9 protein-coding genes and 1 pseudogene are annotated in these 16,831 nt (G+C 69.8%); 6 read left to right on the forward strand and 4 right to left on the reverse strand.

The annotated features are described in order from the left end of the window. Positions 1-112: 112 nt before the first annotated feature. The 5 genes and pseudogenes from AB0M27_RS18500 (at position 113) to AB0M27_RS18520 (ending at position 9,099) form a co-directional block, all read left to right on the forward strand. The gene (locus AB0M27_RS18500; RefSeq protein ID WP_365722916.1) at positions 113-1,315 is read left to right on the forward strand and encodes a glycoside hydrolase family 88 protein; all 1,203 of its coding nucleotides are present in this window, start codon (positions 113-115) and stop codon (positions 1,313-1,315) included. A 68-nt stretch (positions 1,316-1,383) separates the two neighbouring features. Further along, positions 1,384-1,548, forward strand: a pseudogene (locus tag AB0M27_RS18505) (Tat pathway signal sequence domain protein); the annotation flags it as partial. Positions 1,549-1,560: 12 nt separating this feature from the next. Further along, positions 1,561-4,800, forward strand: a complete 3,240-nt coding sequence (locus AB0M27_RS18510) for a glycosyl hydrolase family 28 protein (protein WP_365722917.1) — start codon at positions 1,561-1,563, stop codon at positions 4,798-4,800. Continuing rightward, positions 4,797-7,046 (forward strand): alpha-galactosidase, encoded by a 2,250-nt coding sequence (locus AB0M27_RS18515; RefSeq protein ID WP_365722918.1) that lies wholly within the window; start codon positions 4,797-4,799, stop codon positions 7,044-7,046. The genes AB0M27_RS18510 and AB0M27_RS18515 overlap by 4 nt, the downstream gene beginning before the upstream one ends. Positions 7,047-7,068: 22 nt before the next feature. Beyond that, complete coding sequence (locus AB0M27_RS18520) at positions 7,069-9,099, forward strand: PQQ-dependent sugar dehydrogenase (RefSeq protein ID WP_365722919.1); 2,031 nt, start codon at positions 7,069-7,071, stop codon at positions 9,097-9,099. Positions 9,100-9,115: 16 nt separating this feature from the next. On the opposite strand, the gene AB0M27_RS18525 is transcribed toward AB0M27_RS18520, so the two are convergent. Continuing rightward, a complete protein-coding gene (locus AB0M27_RS18525) occupies positions 9,116-10,942 on the reverse strand; it encodes an AMP-dependent synthetase/ligase (RefSeq protein ID WP_365722920.1) in 1,827 nt (608 codons plus the stop codon). 956 nt (positions 10,943-11,898) lie between these two features. Continuing rightward, positions 11,899-12,768, reverse strand: a complete 870-nt coding sequence (locus AB0M27_RS18530; protein WP_365722921.1) for a LysR substrate-binding domain-containing protein — start codon at positions 12,766-12,768, stop codon at positions 11,899-11,901. Between the two features lie 122 nt (positions 12,769-12,890). Here AB0M27_RS18530 and AB0M27_RS18535 point away from each other — a divergent pair, with 122 nt between their 5' ends. Continuing rightward, on the forward strand, positions 12,891-13,955 hold the full coding sequence (locus AB0M27_RS18535; RefSeq protein ID WP_365722922.1) for a bile acid:sodium symporter family protein: 1,065 nt from the start codon (positions 12,891-12,893) through the stop codon (positions 13,953-13,955). On the opposite strand, the gene AB0M27_RS18540 is transcribed toward AB0M27_RS18535, so the two are convergent. Together AB0M27_RS18540 and AB0M27_RS18545 are read right to left on the reverse strand one after the other, a co-directional pair. Then, positions 13,902-15,782, reverse strand: coding sequence for a sialidase family protein (locus tag AB0M27_RS18540; protein ID WP_365722923.1), 1,881 nt, complete (start codon positions 15,780-15,782; stop codon positions 13,902-13,904). The genes AB0M27_RS18535 and AB0M27_RS18540 overlap by 54 nt on opposite strands. 130 nt (positions 15,783-15,912) lie before the next feature. Further along, positions 15,913-16,830, reverse strand: coding sequence for a zinc-binding dehydrogenase (locus AB0M27_RS18545; RefSeq protein WP_365722924.1), 918 nt, complete (start codon positions 16,828-16,830; stop codon positions 15,913-15,915). Between the last annotated feature and the right edge of the window lies 1 nt (position 16,831).

Genomic DNA, 16,831 nt, shown 5'->3' on the forward strand with positions numbered 1-16,831 from the left:
TTACCGACCGCGTCTGCCGGCGCGCGCCGGACCGTCATGTCGTCGAGGTGGTGGTGCATGGCATCGCCGATAGCGCTGATCCACGCGCGTACGCCCACCGAGAAGGAGGACCATGAGACGCCGACGCCTGCGGGCCGCGCTGACCGCAGCCACGCTCGCCACCGCCATCCTGGCCGCGCTGCCCGCCGCCGTACCCCCGGCGAGCGCCGCCCCCGCACCCTCCGCCCCGGCCCCCGCGCCCCGCCCCGCCGCCGCCCGCGACTGGTCCACGGCCGTCGTGGACTCCACCATGGCGCGCTACACACCGGCGACCATCGGCGGCTGGTCGTACCCCGTGGGCCTGTATCTCTACGGCCAGTACCTCGTCTACCGGCGCACCCACGACCCTCGCCTGCTCACCTACATCAAGGCCTACGTCGACCGGTTCGTGCACAGCGACGGCACGATCGACCAGTCCTTCAACAGCCTCGACAGCATGCAGGCGGGCCGGCTGCTGGTGATCCTGCACCACGAGACCGGCCAGGACCGTTACCGCAAGGCCGCGCGGAAGATCCGCGATCGTCTGAACAGCTATCCGCGCACCTCCGACGGCGGCTTCTGGCACGCCGACACCAGCAGCCGGGCGCACCAACTGTGGGCGGACGGCACCTACATGGTGAACCCCTTCCTGGTCGAGTACGGCAGGGAGTTCGGCGAAAGCGCATACACCAACGCCGAGGCCGCCAAGCAGTTGTCCGTGTACGGCGGTCATCTGAAGGTGGATAACGGCCTGTTGCGGCATGCCTACGACGAGTCGAAGTCGGCGAGCTGGGCCGACCCGGCCACCGGGCTCGCCCCGGAACACTGGTGCCGTGCCGTCGGCTGGTACGCCATGGCGCTGGTGAACGTCCTGGACGCGATCCCCGCCGACCAGCCCCGGCGTCCCCAACTGCTCGGCATCTTCCGGACGCTGGCCTCGGCGCTGGAGAAGTACCAGGACCCGGCGTCCGGGCGCTGGTTCCAGGTGATCGACAAGGGCTCCCGGTCGGACGACTGGACCGAGACCTCGTGCTCCAGCATGTTCACCTACGCCCTCTCCCGAGGCACCCGACAGGGCTACCTGGACCCGCACTTCACTGCGGTCGCCCGCCGCGGCTACCAGGGCGTGCTGACCCGGCTGTCGGTCGGCGCGGACCGCCGTACGAACCTGGCCGACATCTCCGTGGGCACCAACGTCGGGGACTACGCGTACTACGTCGGCCGCACCCGGGCCAGCAACGACTTCCACGGGCTCGGGGCCTTCCTGATCATGAACGAGCAACTGCGAGGTGATTAAGTGTCATGAGCACGTCTAGAAGAGCCGTACTCGGTGCCGCGCTCGGCGGCGCCGCGGCAGCCGTGACCGGCTCCACGACCGTCATCGACAAGTCGAAGTCCGGTGTCGACACCTTCCTCGCCGACCGGGTGCGCCCGAAGTGGGGCATCTACCGCTCCCTCGGTGACACCTCCGGATCCCTGCAGGACACCTACCTGCTGCTCACCAACCTCCGCGGCTACCAACTCGCCTAGAGGAGCGGACTCGTGAAACCCGCCATCGCCGACCCGAGACGGGCGGCGGCGATCGTGCTGTGCGTCCTCGCCGTCGTCCTCGGCCTCACCCACCCCGCCGCCCTCGCGGCCCCGCACACGCCACACCGGGCAACCGTGTACGACGTGCGCGACTACGGCGCCAAGGGCGACGGCTCGACCAACGACACCCCCGCCATCGACAAGGCCATCACCGCGGCCAACGCGGCGGGCGGCGGCACCGTCCGCTTCCCGGCCGGCGCCTACAAGTCCAAGAACACCATCCACATGAAGAGCCATGTGACGCTCCAGGTCGACAAGGGCGCCACCCTCCAGGGTTCCTCCGCCGGTACCTACGACCCGCCCGAGTCCAACCCGAACGACAAGTACCAGGACTACGGGCACAGCCACTTCCACAACGCGATGATCTACGGCGACCGGCTGACCGACATCGGTTTCACCGGCGGCGGGGTCATCGACGGCGCCGGGAGCCTGATCACCGGCAACCCGAAGTCCGGCCAGGCCGACAAGATCCTGTCGCTGACCCGCTGCGACGGACTCCGCCTCGGCGACGGCCTCACCCTGCGCCGCGGCGGCCACTTCGCCGTCCTGATCAACGGCTGCACGAACGTCGTCTCCGACCACCTGACCATCGACACCGCGAGCGACCGCGACGGCTGGAACGTCATCTCCACCACGAATGTGACGATTACCAACGCGCACATCGCGGCCAACGACGACGCCCTGGTCTTCAAGAGCGACTACGCCCTCGGCGCCAAGCTCCCCAACGGCCATGTGCGCGTGAGCGATTCGGTGTTGTCGGCGCGCTGCTGCAACGCCCTGATGTTCGGCTCCGAGACCTGCGGCGACTTCTCCGACTACCAGTTCGAGAAGATCCGTATCGAGGGCGCCGGCAAGTCCGGGCTCGGCATGGTCTCCATGGACGGCGCGAAGATCTCCGTCGTCCACTACCGCGACATCACCATGACCAACGTGCACTCGCCGATCACGCAGAAGATCGGCACGCGCAAACGGTGCGGAGACAGTCCCGGTGTCGGATCGATCAGTGACATCACGTACGACAACGTCACGGCCACCGGCAACAGCCCGTCCTTCAGCCCGACGGTGTGGGGCGAGAACGGCCACCGCATCAGCAACGTCTCCTTCAACCATGTCGACATCACGGTCCCAGGCGGCAACGGCACCATGTCCACCGGTGTGCCGAGCAACGACCCGAAGGACTACAACCCGAAGAGCATCGGGACCAGGCCGGCGTACGGCTGGTATCTGCACAATGCCGACGGCATACAGTTCACCGACAGCAGTGTGCGGTATGCCGCCGACGACGGACGGCCCGCACTCATCGCCAACGCGGCGAGCGGCATCCGGTTGACCCGGTTCACAGCGCAGCAGGGCAGCAACTCACCTCACGACCTCGGCTTCCAGTCCGTCACCGGCTACTGCGTCAGCGACAGCCACACCAGCACCGGCGGCGCCCTGCGTGTGTCGGCGAGCGGATCCAGCCAGAACTGTGCGACACAGGTACGCCCCCGGGACGTCGAGAACCCCCGCCAGGCCTTCCTGCGCGCCTCCGTCGGCGGCCTGTTCCTGCACTGGGGCCTGCGCACCGCCCCCGTCCACACCGGCTGCTCCGCCTGGGAGAAGGACGTCACCAGCGGCGGCTGGACGCCCGACTACTGGGTGCACGAGGCCCAGAAGCTGCACACGCAGTACATCGTGCTGGCGACCTTCCACAGCCGGCTCGGCTACGCCCGCCCCTGGCCGTCGAAGATCCCCGGTTCCTGCTCCACCAAGCGGGACTTCCTCGGTGAGCTGATCAACGCCGCCAAGGCCAAGGGCATGAAGGTCATCCTCTACATGACCGACGACCCGCAGTGGCACGACGAGGGCGGCCACGAATGGCTCGACTCGGCCGCCTACTCCGCCTACAAGGGCAAGGATGTCGACCTGACCACCCGCGACGGCTTCGGGCAGTTCTCCTACGACAACTTCTTCGAGGTCATGGACCATTATCCCGACCTCGGCGGCTTCTGGATCGACAACGACAACGCGTACTGGGAGAGCCACAACCTCTACGCGCAGATCTACCAGAAGCGCCCGAACTACACGCTCAGCAACAACAACGAAGACACGCCGATCATGGACATGATCAGCAATGAGCAGAAGACGGGGATGACGCCCGCCTACGACTACCCGCAGGCGATCTACACCGCCCAACCCCGCCTGACCGAGGCGGACTTCAAGCTGCCGTCGACCGGCGCCTGGTGGTACGACGGCTCGAACCCGACCGTCGACAAGATGCTCGCCCTCGGCCGGCTGGTCACCAACGCAGGCTCGTCGGTGAAGGCACTCATGGCGGAAACCGCCGAGGTCAACGGGAAGTTCCCGTCGAACCAGGCGGACTTCAACAACTTCGCGAACTCCTACCTCGACAAGATCTGGGAGTCCCTGCGCGGCACCGAGGGCGGCGGCTACATGTACGGCGGCCTCAAGCCCGGCTTCTGGAACGACGGCGCCCACGGCGTCACCACCGTCGCCAAGGACGACCCGAACCGGCAGTACATCCACGTCCTGACCCCGCCGAGCACCGGCACCCTGCGCATCCGCGACAACGGTTACCGCATCGCCTCGGTCACCAGCCTCCGCACCGGAGCGCCGGTTTCGTGGTCGCAGTCCGGCGGGGTGCTGACCCTCAGCGGCCTCGGCGGCTGGGACCCGTACGACACCGTCTTCAAGGTGATCACCGCGGGCCGCCAGGGCATCGCGACCGGCGTCAAGGTCACCGCGAGCACGTCCGCGAGCGGCCACTCCGGATCGGCCGCCGGCGACGGCGACCACCTCACCTACTGGGACAACGACAAGACGCTCCCGGTCAACGTCACCTTCGACCTCGCAGCGGCGAAGAAGGTGCAGTACATCGGGCTGAACCAGCGCGAGGACTCCGTCGCCTACGCCCGCTCGGCCACCGAACAGTCCGCGCGGATCAAGGCCTACAAGGTCTACCTCAGCGACGACGGCAAGAACTGGCGCAGCCCGGTGAAGACCGGTCAACTCCCCAGCGCCCGTGGGATCCAGGGCATCGACCTGACCGCCACGACGGCCCGCTACGTCCGCGTCGAGGTCGACTCCACCTGGGCCGCCTCCAGCGACACCACCCGCTACCAGCGGCTGCGGATCGACGAGGCCTGGATCGGCACCTCCTACGCCACACCCGCCCCGAAGGGACGTCCATGACCCGGCTCAGAACCCTGACGACGGCGACGGCCGGGCTGCTCGTGGCCGCCGCGGTGCCCCTCGCCGGCACCGCCCACCCCGCGGCCGCCTCCGACAACGGCCAGTCGCTGCGGCCCGCCATGGGCTGGAGCAGCTGGAGCTTCGTACGCCGTCAGCCGACCGAGGCGAAGATCAAGGCTCAGGCCGACGCGCTGGTCTCCAGCGGCCTGAAGAACCACGGCTTCGTCGACGTCAACCTCGACGACTTCTGGCAGAGGTGCGACGGCAACGGCTTCGCCGTGGACACCTACGGCCGCTGGGCCGTCGATACGGCCAAGTTCCCGGACGGCATCAAGACCCTCGCCGACTACGTCCACTCCAAGGGCCTGAGGTTCGGCTTCTACGTGACGCCCGGCATCGCCAAGAACGCCGTCATGAAGAACACCCCGATCCAAGGGACGCCGTACCACGCGAAGGACATCGCGGACACCTCGAAGACCGAGAAGAACTACAACTGCAGGAACATGTACTCCATCGACTACTCCAGGCCGGGCGCCCAGGAGTTCGTGAACTCCTGGGCCAGGCAGTTCGCCTCCTGGGGAGTCGACTACCTGAAGATCGACGGCGTGGGCAGCCAGGACGTCGCCGACGTCCAGGCCTGGGACAAGGCGCTGCGCGCCACCGGACGGCCCATCAACTTCGCGCTGTCCAACAACCTCCCGATCGCCGACGCATCCACCTGGCGCAAGCTCGCCAACAGCTGGCGCACCCAGGGCGACGTGGAGTGCTACTGCGGCCCCGGCCCCAACGGCAGCGGTTATCCGCTCACCGACTGGTCCCACGTCTCCAAGCGCTTCGACTCGGCCGCGTCCTGGCAGCCGTACGCCGGCCCCGGCGGCTGGAACGACCTGGACTCGCTGGAGATCGGCAACGGCGACCAGGCGGGCCTCACGTCCGACCAGCGCCGCTCCCACTTCACGCTGTGGGCGATGGCGGCGGCCCCGCTGCTGCTCGGCACCGACCTCACCCACCTGGACTCCGTCGACAAGGCGATGCTCACCAACGACCGGCTGATCGGCGTCGACCAGGACGGGGTCGCGGCGAAACGGATCGTGAAGAGCGGTGTGAAGCAGGTCTGGAGTAAGCGGGAGAGCGACGGCGCCTACGTGGTGGCCCTGTTCAACACCGGAACCTCCGGCAGCGCCACGGTCACCGTGAACTGGTCCGAGGTCGGCTTCACCGGCTCCGGTGACGTCACCGACCTGTGGTCCGGCGCCCACAAGGGCCCGGTCGCCGGCTCCTACGGCGCGACCCTCCGCCCCGGCGAGACCCGGCTCGTCCGGGTCAGACCCACCGCCGCCGCGAAGGCACTCGCGGCGTCCCCCGGCATGGCCGTCGCCCCGTACGAGTACCTGGGCTGGGGGGATCCGCCCGACCCGACCAAGGTGATGTCGGCGACCGGCGTCAAGTGGTTCACCCTCGCCTTCGTGCTCTCCGACGGCACCTGCAATCCCAAGTGGGACGGCACCCGGCCGCTGACCGGCGGCACCGACCAGTCGACGGTCGACCGCATACGATCCGCGGGCGGCGATGTGATCGTCTCCGTCGGCGGCTGGAGCGGCGCCAAGCTGGGGGAGAAGTGCTCCAGCGCCTCCGCGCTGGCCGGCGCCTATCAGAAAGTGATCAACGCGTACCGGCTGAAGGCGCTCGACATCGACATCGAGAACACCGAATGGTCGAACGCCACCGTCCGCCAGCGTGTCGTCGACGCCCTCAAGACCGTGAAGGCGAACAATCCCGGCCTGAAGACGGTCATCACCTTCGGCACCACCACCAGCGGCCCCGACGCGGCCGGCGTCGACATGATCAAGCGTGCGGCAAGGTCCGGCCTGGCGAACGACGTCTGGTGCGTCATGCCGTTCGACTTCGGCGGCGGCACCACGAACATGGGCACCCTCACCACCCAGGCCATGGAGGGCCTCAAGGCCCGGGTCAAGGCGGCCTACGGTTACGACGACACCACCGCCTACGCCCACATCGGCCTGTCGTCCATGAACGGCAAGACGGACGACTCCGGTGAGCGCGTCCGCGTCGCCGACTTCCGGACCATGCTCGCCTACGCCCGGCAGCACCACATCGCGCGCCTCACCTACTGGTCCGCCAACCGCGACCGCCCCTGCGGCTCCGGCACCGACGGCGACTCCTGCAGCGGCGTGGCGCAGCAGCCGTACGACTACCTCAAGATCTTCACCCAGTACACGGGCTGAGGGGAAAATAGGGGACACACCCATGCATCTCACGAGAGTACTGCCGTACGGCCTCGCCGCGGCCCTCGCACTGCCCCTGGCCGGCCTGAGCCAGGGCACCGCCCTCGCCGCCACCGACTACCAGGCCGAGGACGCCCTGATCTCCCAGGGCATCGTCGCCACCAACCACACCGGTTTCACAGGCACCGGATTCGTCGACTACACCAACATCAAGGGCTCCTACGTGGAGTTCACGGTCGGCGCCACCGCCGCCGGGCCCGCGTCGCTCACCCTGCGGTACGCCAACGGCACCGCAGCCGACCGGCCGATGGACCTCGCCGTCAACGGCGCCGTCGTCGCGCCCGCCGTCGCCTTCCCGGGCACGGCGGACTGGAACACCTGGGCGGCCAAAACCGTGAACGTCACGCTGAAGGCCGGCAGCAACAAGATCCGCGCGACGGCCACCACCGCGAACGGCGGCCCCAACCTCGACCGCATGAGCCTCGGCACGCCGAGCGACGCCCAGGCCCCCACCCGCCCCGGGCAGCCCTCCTGCTCGGACATCGGCGAGGATCGCCTGACCCTGTCCTGGGGCGCGTCGACGGACGACGTGGGCGTCGCGGCGTACGACCTCTACGAGCACGGCAACAAGATCGGCGAGGCGCCGGGCAGCGCGACCTCGAAGACGCTGACCGGGCTCGCCCCGAACACCACCTACGACCTCACGGTCATCGCCCGTGACGCGGCCGGCAACACCTCGCCCGCCAGCCCGGTCGTCGACTGCACCACCAAGCCCAGCTCCGACACCACACCGCCGACCGCACCCGGCACGTTGCATACAGCCGACATCACATCGAACACCGTCGACCTCACCTGGGGCGCCTCCACCGACGACCGCGCCGTCACCGCCTACGACGTGCGCAGCGACACCACCGTCTACAAGACCGTCACCAGCGGTACGTCCACCACGCTCACCGGGCTCGCCTGCGACAGCCCGTACAGCCTGAACGTCGTCGCCCGTGACGCCGCCGGCAATGTCTCCGCGCCCAGCAACACGGTCTCCTTCACCACCAAGGCCTGCGCCACCGACGGCGGTGTCCCGTCCTCCATCGCCACGCTCTCCACCGGCTGGACCATCCCCTGGGGCACCTACTGGATGCCCGACGGCCAGTCCGCCCTGGTCACCGAGCGGGACGACTTCCGGGTGTGGAAGCTGACCAAGAGCGGCACGAAGACGCAGGTGGGCACGGTTCCGGGCGCCGTCACCACCAACGGTGAGGGCGGTCTGCTCGGCGTCGCCGTCGACCCCAAGTGGGAGTCCAACCACTTCGTCTACTTCATGCACACCGCGTCCGAGGGCAACCGCGTGGTCCGCATGACCTTCGACGGAACGAAGCTCAGCGACTACAAGGTCCTGCTCCAGGGCATCAAGAAGAACCGCTACCACAACGGCGGCCGCCTCGCCTTCGGCCCCGAAGGCTACCTGTACGTCTCCACCGGCGAGGCCCAGCAGCCCGACCTCGCGCAGGACAAGAACTCCCTCAACGGCAAGATCCTGCGCATGACCACCGACGGCAAACCGGCCCCCGGCAACCCCTTCGGCAATTACGTCTACTCATACGGCCACCGCAACCCGCAGGGCCTCGCCTTCGACCGCAACGGCCGGTTGTGGGAGGCGGAGTTCGGCAACAGCTCCAAGGACGAACTCAACCTCATCAAGCCCGGAGCGAACTACGGCTGGCCCACCTGCGAGGGCAGCTGCAACGTCGCCGGCATGACCAACCCCAAGGCCACCTGGAACGTCTCCGAGGCCTCGCCGAGCGGCATCGCCATCGTCCGCAACGTCATCTACATGGCGTCCCTGCGCGGCGAACGCCTGTGGCGCATCCCCATCACCGGCGACACGGAGAGCGTCGGCACACCGAGCGCGTACTACGTCGGCACCTACGGCCGGCTGCGCACGGTCACCAAGGTGCCGGGCGCCGACCAGCTGTGGCTGTCCACCACCAACTGCGACAACAACGGAGGTGCCGCCGACGGATCCGACAAGATCTTCAAGCTGACGATCAGTTGACGCCCCATCAGATGTCTCACGTCCGGTAGAGGGCCTCGACCTCGTTGCCGTACGTCTTCTCGATCGCCCTCCGCTTCAGCTTCAACGACGGCGTCAGCAGGCCGTGTTCCTCGGTGAACGGCTGCGCCAGGATGCGGAAGGTACGGATCGACTCGGCCTGGGAGACGAGGGTGTTGGCGGCGACCACCGCCCGCCGCACCTCCGTCTCCAGGTCCGGGTCGCGCACCAGCTGGACCGGGGTCATCCGCGGCTTTCCGCGCATCTGCAGCCAGTGCTCGACGGCCTCCTGGTCGAGGGTGACCAGGGCGGCGATGTAGGGGCGGTCGTTGCCGACGACGATGCACTGGTTGACCAGCGGATGCTCGCGGACCCGCTCCTCCAGCACACCGGGGGAGACGCTCTTGCCGCCGGAGGTCACCAGGATCTCCTTCTTGCGGCCGGTGATGGTCAGATAGCCGTCCTCGTCGAGCGAACCGAGGTCGCCGGTGGCCAGCCAGCCGTCGTGCAGGGTCTCGTCGCTGGCCTTCGGGTTGTTCAGATAGCCCTGGAAAACGTTTCCGCCGTAGAGCCAGATCTCGCCGTCGTCGGCGATGTGCACGGTCACGCCGGGGATGGCCTGGCCGACGGTGCCGTAGCGGGTGCGCTCGGGCGGGTTGGCGGTGGCCGCGGCCGTCGACTCGGTCAGGCCGTAGCCCTCGTAGATCTGCACACCGGCGCCCGCGAAGAACAGCCCCAGCCGGCGGTCCATCGCCGAACCGCCGGACATCGCATTCCGTATACGACCGCCCATCGCCGCGCGGACCTTGGAGTACACGACCTTGTCGAAGAACTGGTGCTGCATGCGCAGCCCCGCCGACGGGCCGGGCCCGGTGCCCCACGCCTTGGCCTCCACGGCCTCCGCGTACTTCACCGCGATGTCGACCGCCTTCTCGAACGGCCCCGACTTGCCGTCCTTCTCCGCCTTCCGGCGGGCCGCGTTGAACACCTTCTCGAAGATGTACGGCACCGCCAGGATGAAGGTCGGCTTGAACGCCTGCAGGTCGGGCAGCAGGGCGGCGGCGTTCAGCTGCGGCTGGTGCCCGAACCGGACCCGGCCGCGGATCGCGGCGACCTCCACCATCCGCCCGAAGACGTGCGCGAGCGGCAGGAACAGCAGCGTCGAGGCCTCGTCGTCCTTCTTGGTGTGGAACACCGGCTGCCAGCGCTGGATCATCGTGTCCGCCTCGTACATGAAGTTGGCGTGCGAGAGGACACAGCCCTTGGGGCGGCCGGTGGTACCCGAGGTGTAGATGATGGTGGCGATCGAGTCCGCGGTGACCGCCTGCCGGTGCCGGTGCACCAGTTCGTCGTCCAGATGCGCCCCGGCGTCGTACAGCTCCTGCACACAGCCGGAGTCCAGCTGCCACAGCTGGCGCAACTGCGGGAGGCGGTCGATGACCGTGGCGATGGTCATCGCGTGGTCCTCGTGCTCCACGATCGCCGCGGACACCTCGGCGTCGTAGAGCATCCAGAAGCACTGCTCGGCCGAGGACGTGGGGTAGACGGGCACCACCTGGGCGCCGATCGACCACAGGGCGAAGTCGAACAGGGTCCACTCGTAGCGGGTGCGGGACATGATGGCGACGCGGTCGCCGAAGCGGATGCCGCGGGCGAGGAGGCCCTTGGCGAGGGCCATGACCTCGTCGCGGAACTCGGCGGAGGTCACCTCCCGCCACTGCCCGGCAGCGTCTTTGCGGCCGAGAGCGACGTGTGTCGGGTCCGTCAGGGCATGCTCGAACACCACGTCGGCCAGACCGCCCACCGGCGGTGCCGTCGTGAGCGGCGGGTTGGTGAACTCGCGCAAACCTCGCTCCCCGATCCTCGCTGCTCGGTCACGCCCGTGACGCTCGGCACAGCGCGGTGAAAGCTACCCCACGCCGTCACCGGACGGGAGGGGTCCGGAAACCGAGCAAACCTCACGTTTCCCTCGGCCAGTGACCGGAAAATGCCCGCACATGGGGAAGGGCCGGACACAATACTGACGGGTCAGTAAGTTTCGGTGCCGTAATCTCCACCGAATCTGTACGCGGCGATTACGGCGCACACGGTACCGATCGCCCCATACGCGGCGCGGGCCTGACCGGCGGTCGTACGCCGGCGAAAGCGGCCCCGGCGCACGTCCCGGGGCCGCCCTCGCCGCCGCGCCCCATGGTCAGTGGTGCGCCGACCCCGCCGTCTCCGCCTCCGCCCCGCACACCTTCCGCTGCGCGGGTCGGGCCGCCCGCGCCAGCAGCAGCACCAGCGCCCGCGACCGTGCCGGCAAAACCCGCCGCCGGCGCGCCGTTCAGACCCGAGGCGAACGCGGCGAGCTGGGTGTGCACCGGGAAGCCGCCGCGCGACGCATCGGCTCCGCCGCCGGCCGGGCGCGTGGGCCGCGCCGCTCGGAGTCCTCGGTCAGGCGTCGGCCGGCCGGCCTGCGCGCCGCCGGGGCGATATACCCGTATACACCGACGTCGAGCACCAGGCGGAGATCCTCGGCCGTCGAGTCGTCGCCGCGCTGTCGATCACCGCCTCGCCGGCCGCCCTGCACTCCGTCGGTGAGGTCCTGGCCGCGCATGAGGAGACGGCCTGGGTCTGCGCGACGGCCGGACCGTCCGGCCTCGTCGTCGCCCCACTGGCCCACGCCCACCTCAGCGTCCCCTCGCCGGCTGGGGGGAATGCAGCAGGTGGAGACCACGCCGTTCCCGCGCCGGGTCGAGCAGCTGAGGCACCCGATGCCCCGCTGACGGCCGGTGCGCCGCCGCGCCAGGCCACGAGACGTCAGCCGCTCCGCCGCCGCAGCCGCTCCCCACCCGCCAGGACGGCCATGGCCAGCGCGTGTGCCGCTTCCTCCGCCGTGCCCCGGCGGCGGCCGTGGACCAGGACGAAGTCGACCTTGCCCAGGTCGGGCAGCCCGGCGCGGTCCGGCAGGCGGAACAGGCCGGGCGGGATCAGGCGCCGGGAGTGGGCCATCACGCCGAGCCCGGCGCGGGCCGCCGCGATCAGGCCGTTGAGGCTGCCACTGGTGCACACGATCCGCCAGTTGCGGCCCTCGTGCTCCAGCGCCTCCAGCGCGCGCGCCCGGGTGATGCCGGGCGGCGGATAGACGATCAGCGGGACGGGCCGGTCCGCGTCCAGGTGCAGCCGCTCGGCGCCGATCCACACCAGGTCGTCGCGCCAGACAAGTTCGCCCCGGGGGTCCTCCGGGCGCCGCTTGGCCAGGACCAGGTCCAGCTTCCCGGCGGCCAGCTGCTCGTGCAGGGTGCCGGACAGCTCCACGGTCAGCTCCAGGTCGACCTCCGGATGGTCGTAGCGGAAGCCCTCCAGGATCTCCGGCAGCCGGGTGAGCACGAAGTCCTCGGACGCGCCGAACCGCAGCCGGCCGCGCACCCGCGTGCCGGTGAAGAACGCCGTCGCCTGCTCGTGGACCTGCAGGATCCGGCGGGCGAAGCCCAGCATCGCCTCGCCGTCCTCGGTCAGCTCCACGGAATGGGTGTCCCGGGTGAACAGCTGCCGCCCGGTCGCTTCCTCCAGCCGGCGTACATGCTGGCTGACCGTCGACTGGCGCAGCCCCAGACGGCGCGCGGCCTGCGTGAAGCTCAGCGTCTGGGCCACGGCGAGGAAGGTGCGCAGCTGCGTCGGGTCGTACACAACGGGCAGCCTAACCGGATATCGCAGATCATGATGACAGTCAGAGTGGCATGTGGGATTCCCGATCAGCGGTCGGAGGAGGAAGATGGATGGGGCTCCTGCGGGCCCGCGAAGGAAAGCACATGAATCGGAGCACTGTGAAACGCCTGCGCTGGCCGAGTTGGATGCCGATCGACCCATACATCCTCCTGCTGCTCGGGACCGTGGGCCTGGCCGCGCTGCTGCCGGCCCGGGGCACCGCCTCCGACGTGGCCTCGGGCGCGTCGACGACCGCGATCGCCCTCCTCTTCTTCCTCTACGGCGCCCGGCTCTCCACCCGGGAGGTGCTGGACGGGCTGCGCCACTGGCGGCTCCATGTCACCGTGCTGGTCTGCACCTTCGTCCTCTTCCCGGTGGTCGGACTGGCGGCGCGCGGTCTGGTGCCGGTGCTGCTGACCCAGCCGCTCTACCAGGGACTGCTGTTCCTGACGCTGGTGCCGTCCACGATCCAGTCGTCCATCGCGTTCACCTCGATCGCCCGGGGAAACGTCCCGGCGGCCATCTGCGCGGGCTCCTTCTCCTCGCTCATCGGCATCGTCTTCACCCCGCTGCTGGCGGCCGGGCTCCTCGGCAGCAGCGGGGGCGGGTTCTCCGCCGACTCACTGGTCAAGATCGTGCTCCAGCTGCTGGTGCCGTTCCTGGCCGGTCAAGTGCTGCGCCGTTGGATCGGCGGCTTCGTCGCCCGGCACAGGAAGGTGCTCGGGCTGGTCGACCGCGGCTCGATCCTGCTGGTCGTCTACACCGCCTTCAGCGAGGGCATGACCCGGGGCATCTGGCACCAGGTCAGCCCCGCCCGGCTCGGCGGGCTGCTCGCCGTCGAGGCCGCCCTGCTCGCCGTGATGCTCCTGCTGACCTGGTACGGCGGCAAGGCGCTCGGCTTCGGCCGGAAGGACCGGATCGCCATCCAGTTCGCCGGGTCGAAGAAGTCCCTCGCCTCCGGGCTCCCGATGGCCAGCGTCCTGTTCGGTGCCCACGCCTCGCTCGCCGTGCTGCCGCTGATGCTGTTCCACCAGATGCAGCTGATGGTGTGCGCGGTCATCGCCAAGCGCCGGGCCCGGGAGCCGCAGGAGGTCCCGGGCGCCGGCGTCGGCGTGTCAGCCGCCGCTCACCTGGTCCAGAGGCAGCCACAGCACCGTGTCCTTCGGTGACCTGAGCGCCTTCGGGTCCGACAGTTCCGTGTCGGTGAGCGCCCGGTCCCAGACGTGCACCTCGTCGATGGCGCCGGTGAAGAAGGCCCGGCTGTCCATGCGCTGACCGATGTGCACGCCGAAGGGGGAGTTACGGCTGACGGACCCCGGTATGTCGGCGACGGACCACTGCATACCGTCGACGAACAACGTCAGCCGGCCGTCGCCCCGGCGCAGCACGAGGTGATGCCACTGGCCGTCGTTGTATGCGGTATCCGTGCGCACAAAGGTGGTCTGCGGCGCGATCGCCCCGTTCCGCACCGTGATCAGCCCCTGTATACGGTGGTTCGCCGGCTCCCCGCGCACCCAGACCTGCGGCTGGGTGGTGCCGATCCCGCCCATCCACAGCAGCGGCTGCTCACCGGTCGTGGCCGTGTAGCGGAACCACAGGGACGCCGTGAAGTCCTTCGTCCCCAGCGGCAGCTCGGCGCGGAAGGGCAGGCGTACGGCGTCGTCGGTGCCGTCGAACCGCAGCGCGCCGCCGAAGACCCCGTCCGTCTCCTCGGCGCCGCCGAGCACCGCGGCCGGGCGGGCGTGCGGGGCGAGGTCGGCGGTGACCGGGTCCGGGCCGCGGCGCGGGGCGAGCCAGTCCTCGGTGAAGCGGGCGAAGCGGATCTCGTCGCGGGCGTCCACCGCGCCGCCCTCGTAGATCAGGCCCACCGTGTCCGCGTCGGCGCGGACCAGGTCGGAGTAGCCGGACCAGTCCGTGGTGACGACGGTGCCGCGGTCCACGCTGTCCCAGGTGCGGCCGCCGTCGTAGGAGGAGCGGATCATCATGGTGCGCCGCCGGTCGGGGTCGGCGGGGCAGGCGAGCAGAAGGCGGTCGCCGAGGCGCAGCATCGAACCCTGGACCTGCGGGGTGTACAGGTCGGGCAGGTCGCGGAAGGGCGCGGTGAAGCTGTCGCCGCCGTCGCGGCTGACCGCCTGGGTACGGTGGCCGAGGTCGGTGCCGTCCTGCTCGCGCCCGCTGACCAGGACGGAGCCGTCGCCGCGCTCGGCGAGGGTCAGTTCGGACGGCTTCTGCCGGAAGGTGCCGTCGTCGGCGATGGGCCAGGTGTCGCCGGCACCGATCCGCCAGTGGCCGCCGTGGTCGTCGCTCACGATCAGGGCCGCGTGGTTGGCGGTGATCCGGCTGCCGTCCCAGGTCTCGGTGTTGACCCCGAAGACCAGCCGGCCCGCGTACCGGCCCCGGGTGAGCTGGATGCCGTGCACCGGCCCGGTCGCGTACCAGGAGTTCCAGTCGGCGGGCAGGATCTCCGGGCTCAGATCGCGCGGCACGGACCAGGTCCGGCCGTCGTCGTCGCTGTACTGCAGGTGCGGGGTGCGGTCGCAGGGGACCGAGCAGCTGGCGCTGTCGGTACGGCCGGTGTTGTACGTCTCCGCCAGCCAGACCCGGCCCGTCACGCGGTCCACGATCGGCGCCGGGTTGCCGTGCGTGTCGCCGGCGCCCTCGTTGACCACCTGCAACGGGCCCCAGGTGCGGCCGCCGTCGGTGGAGCGCTTGACCACGATGTCGATGTCGGCGGCGTCCCCGCAGTTGAGGACCCGGCCCTCGGCGAACGCCAGCAGGGTGCCGTCGGTCGTCTTCACGATCGCCGGTATGCGGAAGCAGGCGTAGCCGGGGTCCTGGGACGCCTTGAAGAGGATCTGCTGCTCGAACTCGGGATTGCTTGCGGGGGATTGAGCGTGTGCCGGGTGGGGGGTTGCGAGGGGCACCAGGAGCAGTGCCGCCGTGGTGAGGGCGGTGGCGAGTACGGCTCTGAGACGGGCGCGAAGACCTGACGGCATGTGCGACCTGCCCTTCGTCGGCGGACATCCGGACATCCGGACATCCCATGTCCAACGTGCGCCCCATCGACGGTAGTTGGGGTCAGGTCGCCTCACAAGAAGCGTGCAGCACAAGGAGCCCGAGAAGGGCCTACGGGCGCAGCACGACCTTGCCCAGGTTGGCCCGCCGCTCGATCACGTCATGTGCCTCGGCCGCGTCCTCCAGCGCGAACTCGGCGTGCACGGCGGGCTTCAGGACGCCTTCGGCGAACAGCCGCCACAGCTCCCGGCGCCACCGCTCGTACAGGTCCGGCCGGCCGCGGGCGATCAGGGCCATCTGGAACCCGATCACCGACTTGGCACCCACCAGCAGGTCGTACGCCTGGACGGTGCCGCCGCCGGAGCTGTAGGCGACGAGGCGGCCGTGCGGGGCCAGGGCGGCGAGGGCTCGGGTGAGCAGGTCACCGCCGACGGCATCCAGGACACAGTCGACGGGATCTCCCCAGCTGTCGTCGCCATACTGAATACAGTCGTCCGCGCCGAGCGAGCGGACGAACTCCGCCTTGCCGGGGTCGGACACGGCCCCCACCACCCATCCCGCACCCCGCGCCCGTGCCAGCTGCACGGCCAGGTGGCCGACCCCGCTCGCCGCCGCGGTGACCAGCACGGCCTCGCCCGGCACCGGGTGCGCCGCCTCCAGCGCGCCGAACGCCACCAGGCCGCTGCGCACCAGCGCGACCGCGTCCACGGCGTCGGTGCCGTCCGGTACCGGAGAGGCCATGGCCTCGTGCAGCAGGGCGAAGTCGGCGTACCCGTGCCCGAAGCACAGCCCGGTCACCCGCTCGCCCGGCCGGAAGCGCGTCACGCCCTCGCCCACCGCCACCACCTCGCCGGCGATCTCGCCGCCCAGCGCCATGGGCTCGGCCGCCTCGGTGACCTTGCGGACCACGGGCAGGGTGATCCCGACCGCCGCGCAGCGCACCAGCAGCTCCCCGGGCCCGGGCTCGGGGACGGGTGCCTCCTCCAGGAACAGCGGGCCGCCGGTTGATTCATAGCGAACGCGACGCATC

The organism is Streptomyces sp. NPDC052107 (assembly GCF_040680215.1).
GTDB lineage: Bacteria > Actinomycetota > Actinomycetes > Streptomycetales > Streptomycetaceae > Streptomyces.

Bases quoted from the DNA above. Each gene is read 5' to 3' on its own strand.
- AB0M27_RS18500 (WP_365722916.1), top strand. From the start codon at position 113: ATGAGACGCCGACGCCTGCGGGCCGCGCTGACCGCAGCCACGCTCGCC.
- AB0M27_RS18515 (WP_365722918.1), top strand. From the start codon at position 4,797: ATGACCCGGCTCAGAACCCTGACGACGGCGACGGCCGGGCTGCTCGTG.
- AB0M27_RS18520 (WP_365722919.1), top strand. From the start codon at position 7,069: ATGCATCTCACGAGAGTACTGCCGTACGGCCTCGCCGCGGCCCTCGCA.
- AB0M27_RS18535 (WP_365722922.1), top strand. From the start codon at position 12,891: ATGAATCGGAGCACTGTGAAACGCCTGCGCTGGCCGAGTTGGATGCCG.
- AB0M27_RS18540 (WP_365722923.1), bottom strand. From the start codon at position 15,782: ATGCCGTCAGGTCTTCGCGCCCGTCTCAGAGCCGTACTCGCCACCGCC.
- AB0M27_RS18545 (WP_365722924.1), bottom strand. From the start codon at position 16,830: ATGCGTCGCGTTCGCTATGAATCAACCGGCGGCCCGCTGTTCCTGGAG.